At 65.2% G+C, this 19,900-nt stretch carries 13 protein-coding genes and 3 pseudogenes; 10 read left to right on the top strand and 6 right to left on the bottom strand.

All coding sequences use genetic code 11. The features are described 5' to 3' along the window. The first annotated feature begins 101 nt into the window (after positions 1-101). The 8 genes and pseudogenes from ALC15_RS17255 (at position 102) to ALC15_RS17220 (ending at position 8,524) form a co-directional block, all read left to right on the top strand. Positions 102-626, top strand: coding sequence for an A24 family peptidase (locus ALC15_RS17255; protein WP_050628272.1), 525 nt, complete (start codon positions 102-104; stop codon positions 624-626). 127 nt (positions 627-753) lie between these two features. Next, a complete protein-coding gene (gene cpaB, locus ALC15_RS17250) occupies positions 754-1,548 on the top strand; it encodes a Flp pilus assembly protein CpaB (protein ID WP_050628271.1) in 795 nt (264 codons plus the stop codon). Between the two features lie 2 nt (positions 1,549-1,550). After that, a complete protein-coding gene (locus ALC15_RS17245) occupies positions 1,551-3,035 on the top strand; it encodes a type II and III secretion system protein family protein (RefSeq protein WP_094193934.1) in 1,485 nt (494 codons plus the stop codon). An 8-nt stretch (positions 3,036-3,043) separates the two neighbouring features. Beyond that, a complete protein-coding gene (locus tag ALC15_RS17240; protein ID WP_050628270.1) occupies positions 3,044-3,796 on the top strand; it encodes a CpaD family pilus assembly protein in 753 nt (250 codons plus the stop codon). Next, positions 3,793-5,060, top strand: a pseudogene (locus ALC15_RS17235) (CpaE/TadZ family protein). The gene ALC15_RS17240 and the pseudogene ALC15_RS17235 overlap by 4 nt, the downstream one beginning before the upstream one ends. 24 nt (positions 5,061-5,084) lie before the next feature. Next, positions 5,085-6,551 (top strand): TadA family conjugal transfer-associated ATPase, encoded by a 1,467-nt coding sequence (locus tag ALC15_RS17230; RefSeq protein ID WP_094193933.1) that lies wholly within the window; start codon positions 5,085-5,087, stop codon positions 6,549-6,551. Positions 6,552-6,562: 11 nt separating this feature from the next. Continuing rightward, positions 6,563-7,540, top strand: a complete 978-nt coding sequence (locus ALC15_RS17225; RefSeq protein ID WP_050628268.1) for a type II secretion system F family protein — start codon at positions 6,563-6,565, stop codon at positions 7,538-7,540. 9 nt (positions 7,541-7,549) lie between these two features. Next, positions 7,550-8,524: a type II secretion system F family protein gene (locus ALC15_RS17220; RefSeq protein WP_050628267.1), complete on the top strand. Its 975-nt coding sequence runs from the start codon at positions 7,550-7,552 to the stop codon at positions 8,522-8,524. Between the two features lie 113 nt (positions 8,525-8,637). Here ALC15_RS17220 and ALC15_RS17215 read toward each other — a convergent pair whose 3' ends face one another. Beyond that, positions 8,638-9,435, bottom strand: a complete 798-nt coding sequence (locus ALC15_RS17215) for a tetratricopeptide repeat protein (protein ID WP_050628266.1) — start codon at positions 9,433-9,435, stop codon at positions 8,638-8,640. Between the two features lie 207 nt (positions 9,436-9,642). Between ALC15_RS17215 and ALC15_RS17210 the strand changes: the two are divergent. Both ALC15_RS17210 and ALC15_RS17205 read left to right on the top strand, forming a co-directional pair. Further along, positions 9,643-11,021: pseudogene (locus ALC15_RS17210) on the top strand (leucyl aminopeptidase family protein). Continuing rightward, positions 11,014-11,856: a C40 family peptidase gene (locus ALC15_RS17205; RefSeq protein WP_050628265.1), complete on the top strand. Its 843-nt coding sequence runs from the start codon at positions 11,014-11,016 to the stop codon at positions 11,854-11,856. The pseudogene ALC15_RS17210 and the gene ALC15_RS17205 overlap by 8 nt, the downstream one beginning before the upstream one ends. A 115-nt stretch (positions 11,857-11,971) precedes the next feature. On the opposite strand, the gene ALC15_RS17200 is transcribed toward ALC15_RS17205, so the two are convergent. From ALC15_RS17200 to ALC15_RS17180, 5 genes and pseudogenes are all read right to left on the bottom strand, one after another. Beyond that, a complete protein-coding gene (locus ALC15_RS17200) occupies positions 11,972-13,597 on the bottom strand; it encodes an ABC transporter ATP-binding protein (RefSeq protein WP_050628264.1) in 1,626 nt (541 codons plus the stop codon). 3 nt (positions 13,598-13,600) lie between these two features. Continuing rightward, positions 13,601-14,784 (bottom strand): annotated as a pseudogene (locus tag ALC15_RS17195) (ABC transporter permease). Then, complete coding sequence (locus ALC15_RS17190; protein WP_050628263.1) at positions 14,784-15,893, bottom strand: microcin C ABC transporter permease YejB; 1,110 nt, start codon at positions 15,891-15,893, stop codon at positions 14,784-14,786. The pseudogene ALC15_RS17195 and the gene ALC15_RS17190 overlap by 1 nt, the downstream one beginning before the upstream one ends. Before the next feature lie 3 nt (positions 15,894-15,896). Further along, on the bottom strand, positions 15,897-17,768 hold the full coding sequence (locus ALC15_RS17185; RefSeq protein WP_050628262.1) for an extracellular solute-binding protein: 1,872 nt from the start codon (positions 17,766-17,768) through the stop codon (positions 15,897-15,899). A gap of 17 nt (positions 17,769-17,785) precedes the next feature. Beyond that, positions 17,786-19,690, bottom strand: a complete 1,905-nt coding sequence (locus ALC15_RS17180; protein WP_167350150.1) for an extracellular solute-binding protein — start codon at positions 19,688-19,690, stop codon at positions 17,786-17,788. Positions 19,691-19,900 lie beyond the last annotated feature (210 nt).

Below are 19,900 nucleotides of genomic sequence, written 5' to 3'. Positions count from 1 at the left end.
CGGCGACCTCCGTCGCGGCGCCAGCAGTCCTTTCCCGATTGTTCACCATTGGCCGCTAGCGTCGGGTCTCGACCGCAGCTCCAGCTTGACGGCATGAATCCATGATCCTCGACATCGCACGCCTGATGCTGTTTCCGGCCCTGATGGCCTTTGCGGCGGCGAGCGATCTGTTGACCATGACGATCCCGAACCGGATCTCGCTGGCGCTGGTGGCCGGCTTCTTCGCCCTGGCACCGCTGACCGGGATGGGCGTCCACGACATCCTCAGCCATGCCGGCGCCGGCGCGCTGGTACTGGTGGTCGCATTCGGCATGTTCGCGATGGGCTGGGTCGGCGGCGGAGACGCCAAGGTCGCGGCCGCGGCCGGACTGTGGTTCGGCTTCGAGCATCTGCTCCCCTATCTGGTCTTTGCCTCGCTGTTCGGCGGCGCGCTGACCGTGCTGCTGCTGCAGCTCCGGCAGTGGCCGCTGCCCTACCCGCTCGCGTCCCAGGCCTGGCTCAGCCGCCTGCACGACAAGCAGACCGGCATCCCCTACGGCATCGCACTCGCCCTCGGCGCCCTGCTGATCTATCCGGAGACGGACTGGATCAAGACGATCGATCTCGCGCACTTCGCCTTGCGCTGAGAAAGTAGCGGTAACCGCTCGTTAAGGCGATTTAGATACGCCTCATTAACCATGCTTTGACGAATAGCTGGTCAACTCCCATCACGGCGGCGGCAGCGTCGCGGCGTCATGTGGAAAGTGAAGCGTAATGGATAAGGCCCGCATTCTGGTCCTGGCAATTGCAGGCTGCGCCGGCCTAGCGGCGCTCTATTTGGCGAGCGGAAGCGACGACAAACCGGCGCCGCCTCCGCCGGTCGCGCAGCTGCCCACCGTCGACATCCTGGTCGCGAAAACCGACATCGGTCTCGGCCAGGCCGTGAAGCCCGAGGATTTGCAGTGGCAGACCTGGCCGGCAGCAACCGCCAGCGCCAGCTTCATGCGCAGGGACAGCCACGCCGAAGCGATCAAGGACGTCACCGGTTCGATCGCGCGTGCGCCGTTCATCCAGGGCGAGCCGATTCGCGAGCAGAAGCTCGTCAAGGCCGACGGGAGCGGCTTCATGGCCGCGATCCTGCCGACCGGCATGCGGGCGGTATCGACCGAAATCTCGCCCGAGACCGGCGCCGGCGGCTTCATCCTGCCGAATGACCGGGTCGACGTCCTGCTGTCGAAGCGCGACAAGAATCCGGACCGCAACGGCGCCGACATCGTCAATTCCGAGGTGATCCTGACCAATATCCGCGTGCTGGCGATCGACCAGGCGCCGAAGGAAAAGGACGGCACCAACGCACTGATCGGCAAGACGGTGACGCTGGAGCTGAAGCCCGAACAGACCGAAACGCTGGCGCGCGCGCGCCAGAGCGGCGTCCTGTCGCTGGCGCTGCGCAGCATCGCCGACAACAACGCGCCCGAAACCAAGATCGACGACAACCACTCGAGGCGCGGTGAGACGATCAACGTCATCCGCTTCGGCGTTGCCAACCAGGCAACGATGCAGAAGTGACCATGAGGACACACGTGATGAAGGGCGGGGCAACTCAACGGACGATGCGGGCCTTCATGGTCCGCGCATTGTCGTTCTCGGCCGTCACGGCGCTCTCGCTGAACCCGGCGCTGACGCCGGTGGTGGCGAGCGATTATCGCGCCGCGCCTGCCCCTGCCGCATCGGCCGACGGCGGCCAGATGAACGCCCGTTTCCTCTCGCTCGGCGTCGGCAAATCGATCGTGATCGACCTGCCCAGGGACATCAAGGACGTGCTGGTGGCCGATCCCAAGATCGCCAACGCCGTGGTCCGCTCGGCGCAACGCGCCTACATCATCGGCGCAACCGTCGGCCAGACCAACATCGTGTTCTTCGACGCCGCCGGACAGCAGATCGCGGCCTATGACATCGCGGTCAAGCGCGACCTCAACGGCGTACGTCAGGCGCTGCGCGCGGCGCTGCCGAATTCCGATATCCAGATCGAGGGCGTCGGCGACGGCGTGATGCTGACCGGCAGCGCGGCGAGCCCGGTCGATGCGCAGCAGGCCGGCGAGATCGCCACCCGGCTGGTCGGCGGCCCCGACAAGGTCGTGAACTCCATCGCGGTTCGCGGCCGCGACCAGGTGATGCTCAAAGTCACGGTCGCCGAAGTCTCGCGCAGCCTGATCAAGCAGCTCGGCATCGACCTCACCGCCAACCTCAACTACGGCACGACCGTGGTGAAATTCGCCAACAGCAACCCGTTCACCGCGAACAGCGGACCGCTGGTCTCCGGCAACAATCTCACCACGCAGTTCGGATCGTCGGTGACGGCGACGCTCCGCGCCATGGAAAGCGCCGGCGTGGTGCGGACGCTCGCCGAACCGAACCTGACCGCGATCTCGGGCGAATCGGCAACCTTCATCTCGGGCGGCGAGTTTCCAATTCCGACCGGCGTGACCTGTCAGACTTCGTCGACCGGCACGATCGGGAATTGCGTTCAGACCGTCAGCTTCAAGAAATTCGGCATTTCGCTCAACTTCACGCCGGTGGTGCTGACCGAAGGCCGGATCAGCCTGCGCGTCATGACCGAAGTGTCGGAAGTCTCGACCGAGAACGCACTGACGGGCGGGGCAGGTGGAACGACGATCCCCTCGATCAAGACCCGCCGCGCCGAGACCACGCTGGAGATTCCCTCGGGCGGCTCGATGGCCATGGCCGGCCTGATCCAGGACCAGACCAAGCAGGCGATCAACGGCCTTCCGGGGCTGGCGTCGCTGCCGGTGCTCGGCACGCTGTTCCGCAGCCGCGACTTCGTCAACAACCAGACCGAACTTATGGTGCTGGTGACGCCCTATGTGGTTCGCGCGGTGGCACAGAAGGACCTCTCGCGCCCGGATGACGGCTTCGCCAACGCATCCGATCCGCAGGCCGACCTGCTGGGCAGCCTCAATCGCATCTACGGCGTGCCGGGCCGCAGCGAGCCGGCGCGGAATTACCGCGGCACCTACGGCTTCATTACCGACTGAGGCGGACGATGACACAGACCACACCCAGACCATCCGCCGATCACAAGCGCACCGTCAGTCTCGCCGGAGCGCTCGTCGGCCTTGCCATGACGCTCGGCGCCTGCCAGCACGCGGCCGACAACAGCCTCGCGATGGTGGATTCGCCGGCCGACTATCGCCTGCGTCACCCGATCGCCGTCACCGAGGCCGACCGCTCGATCGTGGTGTTCGTCGGCCGCAGCCGCGGTGGCCTGACCGCGGAGCAGCGCGCCGAGGTGATGGGAATGGCGCAGGACTGGATGCGCGAAGGCACCGGCGCCGTCACCATCGACGTTCCCGTCGACACGCCGAATGCCCGGCCCGCGCAGGAATCACTGCGCGAGATCCAGGCGACCTTTGCCGCGGCCGGCGTACCGCCGCGCGGGATCCTCGTGCGCAAGTACCATCCCGAGAACCCGCGCCTGATGCCTGCGATCCGCGTGAACTATCCCAAGATGAAGGCGGAGGCCGGGCCGTGCGGGCTCTGGCCGGAGGATCTCGGCCCGTCGATGCACAACGGGTCCTACATCCAGAACAAGCAGTACTACAATTTCGGCTGCGCCAATCAGCGCAACCTTGCCGCCATGGTCGAAGACCCGACTGACCTCGTGCAGCCGCGCGCGGAGACCCCTGCGTACACGTCGCGCCGCAATATCGCCTTCGACAAGTACCGCAAGGGCACCACCACTGCCACGACGTATCCCGAGGCCGACAGGGCCAAGCTAAGCGACACAGGAAAATGATCACCTACGCGCAGCAAAACTCCGAAGAGCAGACGGACGCCCCGCCGCAGGCCGTGGACGACCATATTGCTCCGGCGCCACGGGTTTCGGTTCAGGCGTTCTGCGAAACGGTCGAGACCGCCGCCGCCGTGCAGTCGGCGGGCGAGGATCGCCGGCTGGCCAAGGCTCACCTCAAGATCCAGATGGGCGGCATGGCGGCCGCCATCGAGGCCTATCGCTCGGCGCCGACGCCCAACGTCATCATCCTGGAGACCGAGGGCCGCAGCGACATTCTGGCCGGCCTCGACCAGCTCGCCACGGTGTGCGACGCCGGCACGAGGGTGGTCGTGATCGGCCGGGTCAACGACGTCACGCTGTACCGCGAGCTGGTGCGCCGCGGCGTCAGCGACTACGTGATTGCGCCGGCGCATGCGATCGACGTGGTACGCGCGGTCTGCAACCTGTTCTCGGCGCCGGAAGCCAAGGCGGTCGGCCGCGTCGTCGCCATCGTCGGCGCCAAGGGCGGCGTCGGCGCCTCGACGATCGCGCACAATATCGCCTGGGCGATCGCCCGCGATCTGGCGCTCGATTCCGTGGTGGCCGATCTCGACCTTGCGTTCGGCACCGCCGGCCTCAACTACAACCAGGATCCGGCGCAGGGCATCGCCGATGCCGTGTTCTCGCCGGACCGCGTCGATACCGCCTTCGTCGACCGCCTGCTGTCGAAATGCACCGACCACCTCAGCCTGCTGGCGGCGCCGGCGACGCTCGACAAGGTCTACGATTCGGCGCCGAAGCGTTCGATGCGATCTTCGACACGCTGCGCACCACGATGCCCTGCATCGTGCTCGACGTGCCGCACCAATGGTCCGGCTGGACCAAGCGCGCGCTGATCGCAGCCGACGACATCCTGATCGTGGCGGCGCCCGATCTCGCCAATCTGCGCAACGCCAAGAACATGTTCGACCTCCTGAAGGCGTCACGGCCGAATGACCGGGCGCCGCTGTACTGCCTGAACCAGGTCGGCGTGCCGAAGCGTCCGGAGATCGCAGCGGGTGAATTCGCCAAGGCGATCGAAAGCCAGCCGATCGCCGCCATCCCGTTCGATCCGCAGATCTTCGGTTCAGCCGCCAACAACGGCCAGATGATCGCGGAGATCTCCGCCAATCACCGCGCAGTCGAGATGTTTCTGCAGATGGCGCAGCGGCTGACAGGCCGCGGCGAAACCAAGAAGCCGAGGGGGTCCTTCCTGTCGCCCCTGCTCGAAAAGCTGCGGTCCAAATAGTGGTCCGCGTGGAGTCAAGACGTCGTGTTTGGTAAGCGTAGCGGAAACGATGGGGATTTGCGGGCACCCAAGCCCGCCTTTCAGACGCCGGAGCCTGCCGGATCGTCGCCGATGGCGCGCGAGCCCGCCGCCCCGACGATCTCGTCGCCGCCGCTGGCCCCTGCCAAGCCGCCGCCGCCGGCTCCCGCCGTCGAAGCCCGCCGCTCGGACAACTACTATCAGGTCAAGGCAACGATCTTCGGCGCCCTGATCGAGGCGATCGACCTTGCCCAGCTCGCCAAGCTGGACAGCGAGTCGGCGCGCGAGGAAATCCGCGACATCGTCAACGAGATCATCGCGATCAAGAACATCGTGATGTCGATCGCCGAGCAGGAAGAGCTGCTCGACGACATCTGCAACGACGTGCTCGGCTACGGACCGCTGGAGCCCCTGCTGTCGCGCGACGACATCGCCGACATCATGGTCAACGGCGCAGGCACCGTGTTCATCGAAGTCGCCGGCAAGATCCAGCGCACCGGCATCCGCTTTCGCGACAACCAGCAGCTGCTCAACATCTGCCAGCGCATCGTCAGCCAGGTCGGCCGGCGCGTCGACGAATCCTCGCCGATCTGCGACGCCCGCCTCGCCGACGGCTCGCGCGTCAACGCCATCGTGCCGCCGCTGGCGATCGACGGACCCGCGCTCACCATCCGCAAATTCAAGAAGGACAAACTGACGCTGGAGCAGCTCGTCAAGTTCGGCGCGATCACGCCGGAAGGGGCGACCATCCTGCAGATCATCGGCCGGGTCCGCTGCAACGTGATCATCTCGGGCGGTACCGGTTCGGGCAAGACCACGCTGCTGAACTGCCTGACCAACTATATCGAGCACGACGAACGCATCATCACCTGCGAAGACGCCGCCGAACTTCAGCTGCAGCAGCCGCATGTGGTGAGGCTGGAAACCCGGCCACCGAACATCGAAGGCGAGGGCCAGGTCACGATGCGCGAGCTGGTACGCAACTGCCTGCGTATGCGTCCCGAGCGCATCATCGTCGGCGAAGTCCGCGGACCCGAGGCATTCGACCTGTTGCAGGCGATGAACACCGGCCACGACGGCTCGATGGGCACGCTGCACGCCAACAATCCCCGCGAAGCCCTGTCGCGCTGCGAATCCATGATCACGATGGGCGGCTTCTCGCTTCCCTCACGCACCATTCGCGAGATGATCTGCGCCTCGGTCGACATCATCGTGCAGGCTGCGCGCCTGCGCGACGGTTCGCGCCGCATCACCCACATCACCGAGGTGATGGGCATGGAAGGCGACACCATCATCACCCAGGACATCTTCCTCTACGACGTGGTCGGGGAAGACGCCAACGGCAAGATCATCGGCAAGCACCGCTCGACCGGCATCGGCCGGCCGCGCTTCTGGGAGCGGGCGCGCTACTACAATGAAGAGAAGCGGCTTGCGGCGGCGCTGGACGCCTCCGACTCGCCGGCGCCGGTCTAGGGGAGCGCAGGATGCAGACGCAAACGCTCGCTCTGGCCTTCCTCGCCGCCACCACCGTGGGCGGCATCGCCTGGGTCTTCCTGTATCCCTACCTCTCTGGGGAAAAGAAGGCCGAGTCGCGCCGTGCATCAGTGGCGCGCAACGAGCAGTCGACGACACGAGGCAGTGAGCGCACGCAGCGCTCCCGCCGCGAGCAGGTCGAAGGGTCGCTGAAGGAGCTCGAGGCGCGGCGGCAGAAGGACAAGAAAGTCCCGCTCGGCGTCCGCATCTCGCAGGCCGGACTGGAGTGGTCGGAGCAGAAATTCTGGATGATCTCCGGCGCCCTCGGCCTGTTCGGGTTCGGCACGGCCTTCATGGTCGGCGGGGGACTGCTCGGTGCGGCTGGCATCGGCTTCGCAATGGGCCTCGGCGCTCCGCGCTGGCTGCTCGGCTTCCTGAAGAAGCGGCGGGAGAAAGCATTCCTGAAGGCGCTGCCCGACGCCGTCGACGTCATCGTGCGCGGCATCAAGGCCGGCCTGCCGCTGTTCGAATCGCTCAAGGCGGTGGTCAACGACGCGCCCGAGCCGCTGCGCAGCGAGTTCCTCGCGATCATCGAGACCCAGGCGATCGGCATGCCGCTCGGCGAGGCCTGCGCCCGGCTCTACGAGCGCATGCCGCTGCCGGAGGCGAATTTCTTCGGCATCGTGATCGCGATCCAGCAGAAGTCCGGCGGCAACTTGTCCGAAGCGCTCGGCAATTTGTCGCGGGTGCTGCGCGACCGCAAGAAGATGGCCGAGAAGATCCAGGCAATGTCGATGGAAGCGAAGGCCTCCGCCGCCATCATCGGCTCGCTGCCGCCGATCGTGATGATCCTCGTGTTCCTCACGACGCCGGACTACATCGCCCTGCTGTGGACGAACTCGATGGGCCAGCTGATGCTGGTCGGCTGCGCGCTCTGGATGACGTGCGGCGTGCTGGTGATGAAGAAGATGATCAACTTCGATTTCTGACGGTGCAGCATGATTGATATTATGGTCGCCAAGCTCCACGACGTCAGGTTCATGACCATGCTGCTTGCCTTCTTCGCGGCAAGCGCGACGGTCTACACGCTGGTGATGCCGCTGCTCGCCGGCGGCGACCTCAACAAGCGGATGAAGGCCGTCGCCAGCGAGCGCGAACGCCTCCGGCAGCGCGAGCGCGAACGCCTGGCCAAGTCGGAAAAGGTGACGCTGCGCCAGACGCCGAGGCAGGCCGTCTCCAAGATGGTGGATGACCTGAACCTCACCAAATGGCTGGCTCAGGAAGCGGCAATCGAGAAGCTCGTGATGGCCGGCTATCGCGGCCATGCGCCGTATGTCTACTTCCTGGCAGCGCGGGCGATCACGCCGGTTCTGATGCTGATCGCCGCAATCATCTACACTTTCTTCATCGCGGGCGCGACCTGGTCGCTGACGCTCAAGATCGGCATTTGCGTCGGCGCGGCCTATGCCGGTCTGCAGGCGCCGATGCTGTTCCTGAAGAATGCGATCTCCAAGCGCCAACTTCAGATCAAGCGCGCCTTCCCTGATTCACTCGACCTGCTGCTGATCTGCATCGAGTCGGGCATGTCGGTCGAGGTCGCGTTCCGCAAGGTCGCCAACGAGATCGTCGGACAGTCGATCGCGCTGTCGGAGGAGTTCGCGCTGACCACCGCGGAATTGTCCTACCTGCAGGACCGCAAGTCCGCCTACGAGAACCTGGCGCGCCGCACCGGCCTCGAAGGCGTGAAGTCGGTCTGCATGGCCTTGCAGCAATCCGAACGTTACGGCACGCCGCTCGGGCAGAGCCTGCGCGTGATGGCGCAGGAAAACCGCGACATGCGCATGAACGAAGCCGAGAAGAAGGCCGCGGCGCTGCCGCCCAAGCTGACTGTGCCGATGATCCTGTTCTTCCTGCCTTGCCTGTTCATCGTGATCCTCGGGCCGTCCTACATCAAGATCGCCACGATGCACTGAGCTGCGCAAGCAGCGCCTACGAAAACGCCCGGCAATGCCGGGCGTTTTCTTTTGTGCGCACATGGGCTTCGCGAGCCGAGAGCTGCGCTATCGAGCGCAAAAGGAGCGGAGAGCTAGTCGTCCTTGGCGACGACAGGTGCGGCGCGTGATGCGGTCCGCGGCCCGTCCTTGCGGTTCAACATGTCGCGGAGATAGGCGACGTTGGCCGCCGCCTCATCCGCCGGCAGGTCGGCCTTGACGATGGTTTCGGCCTCCGCGAAGCGGCCCTGCAGGCCGACCACCAGCGCAAGGTTCTGCCGGATGCGGGTGTCGGCGCGGGCGCTGGCATAGGCCTGGCGCAGCGTCTCTTCTGCCTTCGGCAATTCTTTGGTCAGCATGTAGGAGAGACCGAGATTGGACAGCACCGACGGCTCGTCCGGAGCCAACCGCAGCGCACTCGCGTAATAGCGCCGCGCTTCCTCGTGCCGGTTCAACTTGTCGAGCGTGGTGCCCTGCACCGACAGGATCCGCCAGTCCGGATTGTCCGGGCTGTGCGCGCGGCTCAACACGTCGAACGCAGCCTGCGAATTGCCGTTGTCGGCGAGCGCACGGCCATAGGCGGCGAGCAGCGGCTTGCTGCCGGGGCTGGCGAGCGTGGCCTGCTCCAGCACGGCGCAGGCCTGCGAACGCTGTCCGCTCATGCGCAACGCCTGGCCGTAGGCGATCGCCGCGTCGACATCCTTGGGGTTCTTGCGATAACGCTCGCCATAGAGCTCGACGGCGCGACGTGGATCGTCGGGCGTGGGATCCGAGCGCGACGCGATCGATCCGGTCACGTCGGACATGGTCTGGCAACCGCCAAGCCCCGCGGCCAAGACCGTCATGAGGGCTGCGGAAGCGAGATGCCGGGTCAAATTGGACTGTCGACGCATGGCACTGTGACTCACGAAATCGGGCGAATGGATCCAACTGAGCGTGTCAGCAATAGACTGTTAACCCTAACGTCTGGTTAACTGCCCGGCACGGCCGGCCGGGCGCCCGGTTCCAATCCCGCAGGTCACGTCAACCGCGGGCGCGCTACCTTCCGCCATGAAAGGCGTGTAGTAGCGACCCACGACGCCAGAACAGCCGAGAGCCGCATGCCATCCGTATTCGAGACCGCACCCACGACCGCCGTCACGCCGATCATCTTCGTTACCAAGGCGACTTGGGATGCGATCCGCAGCGAATTGCCGGAGCCGGCGCGCCAGTTCGCCGAGGCCAACGGGTTTGAGGCCAAGCCCGGCAAATCCCTTGCCCTGCCGGCGGCCGACGGCGGCATTGCGCAGGTGCTGTTCGGCCTCGAGGATGCCGACCACAAGGCGCGCGATCCGTTCCGGCCCGGCGCCCTGCCGGGCCTGCTGCCGCCGGGCGTCTACCGCTTTGCCAATGCGCCGCATGACACGCGGCTCGCCGCGCTCGCCTTCGCGCTCGGCTGCTACCGCTTCGGCCGCTATCGCAAGAACAAGGCCCCCGAGGTCCGCCTGATGCCGCCCGACGCGTCGACACCGCCGAGATCGCGCGGATGGCGGACGCCGCGGCGCTGGCGCGCGACCTCATCAACACGCCGTCCAACGACATGGGCCCAGCCGAGCTCGCCGAAGTGGCGCGCGATCTCGCAAGCCGGTTCGGCGCCACCTTTAATTGCATCGACGGCGACGAGCTCGCGCAGAACTTCCCGCTGATCCACGCCGTCGGCATGGCGTCGACGCGCGCGCCGCGGCTGATCGATCTGAGCTGGGGCGATCCGGCCCATCCCAAGGTGACGCTGGTCGGCAAGGGCGTCTGCTTCGACACCGGCGGGCTCGACCTCAAGCCGTCGAGCGGCATGCTGCTGATGAAGAAGGACATGGGCGGCGCCGCCAATGTGCTGGCGCTGGCACAGATGGTGATGGACGCAAAGCTGAAGGTGCGGCTGCGCGTGCTGATCCCGGCGGTCGAGAATGCGGTTGCCGGCAACGCGTTCCGCCCGCTCGACATCTTCAAGTCGCGCAAGGGCATCACCGTCGAGATCGGCAACACCGACGCCGAGGGACGGCTGGTGCTCGCCGATGCGCTGGCGCTGGCCGACGAGGAAACACCGGATCTGCTGGTCGATCTCGGCACGCTGACCGGCGCGGCGCGGGTGGCGCTGGGCCCGGATTTGCCGCCGTTCTACACCAATGACGAGGCGCTCGCCGGCGACGTCGCGACGTGTGCAAGGAGCGAGAACGACCCGTTGTGGCGGATGCCGCTTTGGCCGGCCTACGATATTTGGCTCGACTCCAAGACCGCCGACATCACCAACGCGCCATCAGGCGGTTTTGCGGGCTCGATCACCTGCGCGCTGTTCCTGCAGCGCTTCGTCGAGCACGCCAGGAGCTGGCTGCATGTCGACATCTACGGCTGGACGCCATCCGCAAAGCCCGGCCGCCCCGAAGGCGGCGAGTGCCAGGCCGCGCGCGCGATCTACAAGTTGCTGAGTCAGCGTTATGGATGATCCCCGCCTCACTCCCGCCCGCGACGACGTCGCCGCGAAATATCTCGAGGGCAAGGTCAAGGCTGCACGCTTCGTCGAAGGCGAGACCTTCGAGGTCATGGATGCCATCGCGCCGCTGCGGCGGGCGCCGGCCGCCGATGCCGAACAGATGACGCAGGCGCTGCGCGGCGAGCGCGTCACGATCTACGACCGCAACGGCGAAGGCTGGGCCTGGGGCCAGCTCGCCGATGACGGATATGTCGGCTGGATTCCCGATGCCACGCTCGCTAAGCCCGGCGTTGCGCCCACGCACAAGGTGACGGCGCTGCGCACGCTGGCGTTCCCGGGGCAGTCGATCAAGCTGCCACCGATCGAGGCGTTGGCGCTGGGGAGCAAGCTCGCAATCATCCGCGAGGACGGCGCCTTCGCGGTGACCCGCGAGGGCTGGCACCTGCCGCGTCGGCATCTCGCGCCGCTCGACACGATGGCGCCGGATTTCGTCGCCATCGCCGAGCAATTCGTCGGCACGCCCTATCTCTGGGGCGGCAAGTCGAGCCTCGGCATCGACTGCTCCGGTCTGGTGCAGATCGCGCTGACGGCCTCAGGCACCGGCTGCCCGCGCGACAGCGACATGCAGCAGGAGGGACTCGGCGGCGAATTGGCTTCAGCAGAATCGAAGCATCTGCAGCGTGGCGATCTGATCTTCTGGAAAGGCCATGTCGCGATTGCGCGCGATGCGACGACGATCGTTCACGCCAATGCGCATCACATGGCGACGGTCGTGGAGAACACGCAGGCCGCGATCGCGCGGATCAAGGCCGCCGGCAGCGAGGTCGTGGCAATCAAGCGGCTTTGATCGCGTCATTTCGGGCGGCGCGCAGCGTCGAGCCCGGAATCGATTCATCCATTGAACGTGCGGCTCGATGGATGCCGGGTTCTCGCTTCGCGAGCCCCGGAATGACGAGCGCAGGCTACGTCGCCACCGTCCCTCCGCCCTCCGCTTCATGCCGGAACGCAGCGGCGAACAGCGCGCGGGTGTAGTCGCTCTTCGGATTCTTGAACAGCTCGGAGGCCGGCCCCTCCTCCTCGACCTTGCCGGACTTCATCACGATCAGATGGCTCGCCAGCGAGGCAACCACGCGCAGATCGTGCGAGATGAACATGTAGGTGAGATCGCGCTTGCGCTGCAGGTCGCGCAGCAGATCGACCATCTGGGCCTGGAACAGCATGTCGAGCGCACTGGTCGGCTCGTCCAGCACGACGAAGTTCGGCTCCAGCACGACCGCGCGGGCGATCGAGATGCGCTGGCGCTGGCCGCCGGAGAATTCATGCGGATAGCGAAACCGCCATTCCGGATCGAGCCCGACATCCTTCAATGCCTTGATCACCCGCGCCTCGCGCTCCTCGCGCGAGAGCTGTGTCTGGTGCACCTCGAGCCCCTCGGCGATGATGTCGGCCACCGACATGCGCGGGCTGAGCGAGCCGAACGGGTCCTGGAACACGATCTGCATGTCGCGGCGGAACGGCCGCATCTGCTTGAAGCGCAGCCCCTGGATATCCTTGCCGAGGAACACGATCGGGCCGTCGGACGAAATCAGCCTGAGCAGCGCGAGCCCAAGCGTGGTCTTGCCGGAGCCGGATTCGCCGACCACGCCGAGTGTCTCGCCCTTGCGCACCGCGAGGCTGACGCCATCGACCGCCTTGATGTGGCCGACGGTCGAGCGCAGCAGCCCGCGCTTGATCGGAAACCAGACCTTGAGATTGTCCGCCGACATCACGACCGGCGCGTCCGGCTGCGGCGGCGCCGGATCCGGCTTCGGCTCGGCCGCCAGCAGCGCCTTGGTATAGGCGTGCTGCGGGGCGGTGAAGACCTGCTCGACCGGGCCCTGCTCGACGATCTTGCCGCTGTTCATCACGCAGACCGTGTCGGCGATGCGGCGGACGATGCCGAGATCGTGGGTGATGAACAAGAGGCTCATGCCGAGCCGAGCACGGATCTCGGCCAATAGCGCCAGGATCTGCGCCTGCACGGTGACGTCGAGCGCGGTGGTCGGCTCGTCCGCGATCAAGAGATCGGGCTCGTTGGCGAGCGCCATCGCGATCATCACGCGCTGGCGCTGGCCGCCGGACAATTGGTGCGGATAGCTCTTCAGCCGGGTCTCCGGCTCGGGGATGCCGACCTGGCCGAGCAGTTCCAGCGTCCGCGCCCGAGCTGCCGCGCCACTGACGCCCCGATGCAGCGACAGGATCTCGCCGATCTGGGTCTCGATGGTCTGGAGCGGATTGAGCGAGGTCATCGGCTCCTGGAAGATGATCGAGATGTCGTTGCCGCGGACCTCGCGCATCTCCTGGTCGGATGCGGCCAGCAGATCGCGGCCGCGGAACCGGATCGCGCCGGAGGGATGCGAGGCCGTCGGATAGGGCAGCAGCTTCAGCACCGACAGCGCACTGACGGATTTCCCCGAACCGGATTCGCCGACCAGCGCGACGCACTCGCCGCGCTTGATCGAGAACGAGATGCCGTCGACCGCAAGCGAACGGCCGAAGGCGACCGAGAGGTCACGGACATCGAGCAGCGGCTGGTTGATCGCGTCCATGCCTCAGCCCTTCGAGAACGTCTTGCGCGGATCGAAGGCGTCGCGCGCGCTTCGCCGATGAAGATCAAGAGCGACAGCATGATCGCGACCGAGAAGAAGCCGGTGAGGCCGAGCCATGGCGCCTGCACATTGGCCTTGCCCTGCGACAGCAATTCACCGAGCGAGGGCGAACCGGGCGGCAGCCCGAAGCCGAGGAAGTCCAGCGCCGTCAGCGTCATCACCGACGACGAGACGATGAAGGGCAGAAACGTCATGGTCGCGACCATCGCGTTGGGCAGCAAATGGCGGAACATGATGACGCCGTTGGAGACGCCGAGCGCGCGCGCCGCCTGGATGTATTCGAAGTTGCGACCGCGCAGGAATTCGGCGCGCACGAGGCCGACCAGCGAGACCCATGAGAACAGCAGGAGGATGCCGAGCAGGATGAAGAAACCGGGCGGCAGCACCGCCGAGATGATCAGGAGCAGATAAAGTGAGGGGATCGCGGTCCAGATCTCGATCAGCCGCTGGAAGATCAGATCGGTCCAGCCGCCGAAATAGCCCTGCACGCCGCCGGCGGCGATGCCAATGATCGAGGACAGGATGGTCAGAATCAGGCCGAACAGCACCGAGATGCGGAAGCCGTAGATCAGCCGCGCGACGACGTCGCGACCCTGATCGTCGGTGCCGAGCCAATTGTATTCGAGGTCGCGGCAGCCGGTCAGGCCCTTGCGCTTCACCACGTCCGCGCACTCCTTCTCGGTCAGCAGCCAGGTCGGCTTCGACGGCACCGCCGTCGGCGGGTCCAGGTTGCGGCTGTCATAGGAGTAGCGGATCGGCGGCCAGATCATGCTGCCGCCCTTGGCGGCAATCTGCTTCTGCAGATAAGGATCGCGATAGTCGGCCGCGGTCTCGAAGTCACCGCCGAAGGTGGTCTCGGCATAGGTGAAGATCACCGGCCAGTACAGTCGCCCGTCATATTTGACGACCAGCGGCTTGTCGTTGGCGATGACATTGGCGAACAGCGACGCTACGAACAGGAAGAGGAATATCCAGAACGACCAGTAGCCGCGACGGTTCGCCTTGAAGTTCTGCCAGCGCCGCTTGTTCAGCGGCGACGGCGAGAAGCCGTGGCGCGTGGCGGGCACGGCCTCGCCGAGCGGCGATTGCGTCGAGGTCTCGACCGGCTGGGGCGCGAGCAGCGTCATCAGACCTCCCGCGCCTCGAAATCGATCCGGGGATCGATCCACATATAAGCGAGATCGGAGATCAGATTGACCACCAGTCCGACCAGCGAAAAGATGAACAGCGTTCCGAACACCACCGGATAGTCGCGGTTCAGGACGCTCTCGAAGCCGAGCAGGCCGAGCCCGTCGAGTGAAAAGATCGTCTCGATCAGCAGCGAGCCCGAGAAGAACGCGTGGATGAACGCACCCGGGAAACCCGCGATCACGATCAGCATCGCATTGCGGAAGACATGGCCGTACAGCACCTGGCGCTCGCTGCAGCCCTTGGCGCGCGCGGTCATCACATATTGCTTGCGGATCTCGTCGAGGAACGAGTTCTTGGTCAGCAGCGTCATGGTGGCGAAGGCGCCGAGCGCCATCGACACCAGCGGCAGCGTGAGATGCCAGAAATAGTCGATGATCTTCCAGTACCAGGGGAATTGCGACCAACCGTCCGAGGTCAGGCCGCGCAGCGGGAAGATGTTGAGGAACGAGCCGCCCGCGAACAGCACGATCAGCAGGATCGCGAACAGGAAGCCGGGAATCGCGAAGCCGATGATGATCACGGCCGAGGTCCAGGTATCGAACCGCGAGCCGTCCTTCACCGCCTTGCGAATGCCGAGCGGGATCGAGATCAGGTAGGTCAGGAGCGTCATCCAGATGCCGAGCGACATCGAGACCGGCAGCTTTTCCTTGATCAGCTGCAGCACGCTGACGCTGCGGAAATAGCTGTTGCCGAAGTCGAACCGCGCGAAATTCCACACCATCAGCGCGAACCGCTCCGGCGCCGGCTTGTCGAAACCGAACTGCACCTCGAGCTTCTTGATGAAGTCAGGGTCGAGCCCCTGCGCGCCGCGATACTTCGAGTTGACGGCGCCGGCCGCTGCGGCGCCCTGGCCACGCTGCGCGCCGAAATCGCCACCGCCACCCGACACGCGCGAGGTGCCGCCGGTGTCGGCGCCGTTGATCTGCGCGATGACACGCTCGACCGGACCGCCAGGGGCAAACTGCACGACGACGAACGAGACAAACAGGATGCCGAGCAGCGTCGGCAGCATCAGCAGGACACGTCGGGCGATATAGGCGCTCATCGGCTACTTCGACTGCTCGAGCTTCGCGGCCTTGGCCGCATCGTACCACCAATTCTCCGGCGCACCGACGCCCTGGGTATATTTCGCCAGCTTCTCGGTATGACCGAACTGATCCCAATAGGCGATCGGATGCGTGTTGCGGTACCACTGCGGCACCCAGTAACGGCCGGCGCGGAACACGCGGTCGAAGGCTCGGCAGGCGACCGTCAGCTCATGGCGGCTGTTCGCGCCGATGATCTTCTCGATCAACGCATCGATCGCCGGGTTGGAGATGCCTGCGAGATTGTAGGAGCCCTTGGTCTTCGCCGCCTGCGAGGAGAAGAACGGCCGCATGCTGTCGCCGGGCGTCGCCGAGAAGCTGAAGCGCTGCATGGTCATGTCGAAATCGAAGTCTTCCACCCGGGCGCGGTACTGCACCGCGTCGACCAGGCGGAACGTCGCCTCGATGCCGAGCGTTCCGAGATTCTTGATGTAAGGCCCGTGGTGCGGCTGCAGCGAGGGCTCGTCGTTGAGGAATTCGATGGTGATCGGCTCGCCGTTCGGCAGCACGCGCTTGCCGTCCTTGACGACACAGCCGGCTTCGTTGAGCAGTTGCACCGCCTTGCGCAGCAAAGCGCGGTCCTGCCCGGAGCCATCGGACATCGGCGGCACGAACGGCAGGCCGAATACTTCGTCGGGAATCTGGCCGCGGAACGGTTCGAGCAGCGCGAGCTCCTCCGGCGAGGGTGGCCCCTCCGCGACCATGTCCGAATTCTGGAACGGCGAGACAGTGCGCGCATACGCATCGTACATGATGGTCTTGTTGGTCCACTCGAAGTCGAAGGCGCAGATCAGCGCCTCGCGCAGGCGCGGGTCCTTGAACTTGTCGCGGCGCATGTTGATGAACCAGCCCTGCGCGCCGGACGGGGTGTCGTCGGGCAGCGTCTCGCGCTTGACGCGGCCATCCTTCACCGCGGGGAAATCGTAGCGTGTCGCCCAGACGCGCGCCGTGAACTCCTCGCGGAACAGATAGCTCTTCGAGGTGAAGCCCTCGAACGCCACATCGCGGTCGCGATAGAATTCATAGCGCACGGTGTCGAAATTGTAGCTGCCGCGGTTGACCGGAAGGTCCGCGCCCCACCAATCCTTGACGCGGTCGTACTCGACATAGCGATTGACCTCGTACCGGCCGACCTTGTACGGCCCCGAGCCGAGCGGCGCATCGAGTGTCGAGTCCTCGAACGACCTGGTCGCGTAATAGGCCTTGGAGAAAATCGGCAGGCTCGCGACAAACAGCGGCACGTCGCGCGCGCGCCCCGCCGCGAAGGTCACCACCACGGTCGCGTCATCGGGCGCCTCCGCCTTGACGAAGTCGCGCAGCTGCACCTGGATCAGCGGGTGACCTTTTTCCTTCAGCGTAGCGAGCGAGAAGACCACGTCCTGCGCAGTCAGCTTCGAGCCATCATGGAAGCGTGCCTCGGGACGCATGGCGAAGCGGTAGACCAGCTTGTCCGGCGAGATCTGGACCGATTTGGCGGCAAAGCCGTACATCGCGTCGGGCTCGTCGTTGGCGCGCGACATCAGCGTCGCGAACGTCATGTCCATGCCCTGCGCGCCTTCACCCTTCAGGACATAGGCGTTCAGCGAATTGAAGGTGTAGTAGGACTGGTTGTAGGCGCGCACCCATGGGATCACGGAGAAGGCGCCGCCCTTCGGCGCTTTCGGATTGACGTAGTCGAAGATCTGGAAATCCGCCGGGTATTTCAGGTCGCCGAAAACCGACATGCCGTGCATCTCGGCTCCGTTGTCGGCCGCTGCCGGTGCGACACGCAAGCCTGCAGCACTCAGCGCACCGATGCCGAGACCGAGTGCGTGCCGACGGGAGAATAGCGCCATGCGCGAATCCTTCGATCTTATGAACGCTTGAGCTTGGCCGCCTTGTCGGCGTCAAACCACCAAAGATTTGGGAATCCTGCAACGGCGTATTTCGGCAGTGGGTCGGGATGGCTGAAGCGATCCCAATAGACGTAGCGCTGCTTGTCGTAGTTGAAGTGCGGAACGCAGTAGAAGTTCCAGAGCAGCACCCGGTCCAGCGCCTTGGCGGCGGCGACCTGATCGGCGCGGCTGCCGGCGAAGATGATGCGCTCGATGATGGCATCGACGGCCGGATTCTTGATGCCGGGCAGATTGTTCGAGCCCGTCCGGTCGGCCGCCTGCGAGCCAAAATTGTCGCGCTGCTCATTGCCGGGCGAGATCGACTGTCCCCATACCTGGGTGACGATCTCGAAATCGAAATCGCGCACCCGGTTCTGGTACTGCACGGTGTCGACGGCGCGCAGATTGACGGTGATGCCGAGACGCTCAAGGCTCGGCTTGTAGAACAGAGCGATCCGCTCCATGCCGGAATCGCCGCTGATGCCGAGGATCTCGACCGTGAACGGCTGGCCGGAGGAATCGACCAGCTTGCGATCGCGGATCTCGAAGCCGGCTTCCTTCAACAGCCGCGTCGCCTCGCGCAGATTGGCGCGCACGTTTTCAGGCGTGCCACCGACCGGATCCTTGTATGGCGTCGTGAAGACTTCCGGCGGCACCTTGTCGCGCACGGTCTCCAGGATCTCGAGCTCCTTGCCTTCCGGCAGGCCGGTCGCCATCAGATCGGGGATGCCGTCGAAATAGCTGGAATCGCGATGATACTCGCCGGTCGACAGCACGCGGTTCATCTCTTCGAAGTCGAACGCGTAGTTGAAAGCGCGGCGCAGCCGGGGATCGGTGAATTTCGGGCGCCTCAGATTGAACACCCAGCCCTGCATCCGGCCCTGATTGCGGACGGTGAAGAGCTCCTTGAGCAGCCGCTTCTCGCGCACCGCCGGCACGTCGTAGGCCGACGCCCATTCCTTCGCGCTACGCTCGCCGTACCAATCGAACTGGTCCGCCTTCAGTGCCTCGCGCGCAACCGTGTCGTCGCGGAAATACTCGTAGCGCAGCTCATCGAAATTGTTCTGCCCGATCGCGATCGGAATATCCTTGCCCCAATAGTCCTTGACGCGCTCGAGCACCACGGACCGCCCGGCCACGAATTCCTTGATCTTGTAGGGACCGGACCCGAGCGGCGGCTCCAGCGTGCTCGCGGTGATGTCGCGCTTCTTGCCCTGCGCGTCCGTGCCTTCCCACCAATGCTTGGGCATGATGATGAGCTGGCCGGTGATCATCGGCAGCTCGCGGTTGCCCGGACTGTCGAAGGTGAACTTGATGTCGCGGTCGCCGACCTTCTCGGCCTTGGCGATATGCCGGTAGTAGCCGCTGAACATCGGGCTGTTGGCTTTCCACGCCTCGAACGAGAAAATCACGTCCTCGGGCGTGACCGGTTTGCCGTCGTGCCAGCGCGACCCCGGCCGCAGGCGGTAGATCACATAGGAGAAGTCATCGGGAAAGGTCGCACGCTCGGCGAGCTCGCCATAATACGTATCGGGCTCGTCGAGCGAGGCTTCCATCAGCGAATCGTAGATCCGGCTGACGGCCGCCGAAACCGTGCCCTTCAAGCCCGCAACCACGAGGTTGAAGCTGTCATAGGTGCCGGGCTGGAACAGCCGCACGACGCCCCCCTTGGGGGCGTCCGGATTGACGTAGTCGTAGCGCTTGAAGTCGGCCGGGTATTTGATTTCGCCGTATGTCGAGAGGCCGTGGCGCCATTTCAGCCCGTTCGGGGCGTCGTCGGCGAGGGCCGGCGTGATCGCCGACAAGTTGGCGTTGAGTCCGAGCGCCGGAGCGATTGCCGCCAGTGCGCTGCCTTGAAGGAGATGTCGTCGGGTGATCGCCAAATTCGCTCTTCCTGCTTGCGGCCCCGGTTACATGGGACCCAATATAAGGCAACGGTTCGACAAATTACGTTGCTTTTTCCTCATGATATTGACCCGGGAACAATATCGGTGCGGCGAAACGTCCCGATAACAACCCCGCGACAGCGGATTGCCCATGCGAAAACGGCCAGGCATTGCCTGGCCGTTTCGTCCGCATGCTTGCGCGAAGCA

It is taken from the genome of Bradyrhizobium viridifuturi, from assembly GCF_001238275.1.
GTDB classification, from domain to species: domain Bacteria; phylum Pseudomonadota; class Alphaproteobacteria; order Rhizobiales; family Xanthobacteraceae; genus Bradyrhizobium; species Bradyrhizobium viridifuturi.
The sequence above is the reverse complement of the archived record's forward strand: the minus strand, read 5'-3'. Positions and strand labels throughout refer to the sequence as shown.

Coding starts and splice junctions, on each gene's coding strand:
- cpaB (WP_050628271.1), top strand. CDS start 754: ATGGATAAGGCCCGCATTCTGGTCCTGGCAATTGCAGGCTGCGCCGGC.
- ALC15_RS17215 (WP_050628266.1), bottom strand. CDS start 9,435: ATGCGTCGACAGTCCAATTTGACCCGGCATCTCGCTTCCGCAGCCCTC.
- ALC15_RS17255 (WP_050628272.1), top strand. CDS start 102: ATGATCCTCGACATCGCACGCCTGATGCTGTTTCCGGCCCTGATGGCC.
- ALC15_RS17240 (WP_050628270.1), top strand. CDS start 3,044: ATGACACAGACCACACCCAGACCATCCGCCGATCACAAGCGCACCGTC.
- ALC15_RS17205 (WP_050628265.1), top strand. CDS start 11,014: ATGGATGATCCCCGCCTCACTCCCGCCCGCGACGACGTCGCCGCGAAA.
- ALC15_RS17190 (WP_050628263.1), bottom strand. CDS start 15,893: ATGAGCGCCTATATCGCCCGACGTGTCCTGCTGATGCTGCCGACGCTG.
- ALC15_RS17200 (WP_050628264.1), bottom strand. CDS start 13,597: ATGGACGCGATCAACCAGCCGCTGCTCGATGTCCGTGACCTCTCGGTC.
- ALC15_RS17185 (WP_050628262.1), bottom strand. CDS start 17,768: ATGGCGCTATTCTCCCGTCGGCACGCACTCGGTCTCGGCATCGGTGCG.
- ALC15_RS17245 (WP_094193934.1), top strand. CDS start 1,551: ATGAGGACACACGTGATGAAGGGCGGGGCAACTCAACGGACGATGCGG.
- ALC15_RS17225 (WP_050628268.1), top strand. CDS start 6,563: ATGCAGACGCAAACGCTCGCTCTGGCCTTCCTCGCCGCCACCACCGTG.
- ALC15_RS17220 (WP_050628267.1), top strand. CDS start 7,550: ATGATTGATATTATGGTCGCCAAGCTCCACGACGTCAGGTTCATGACC.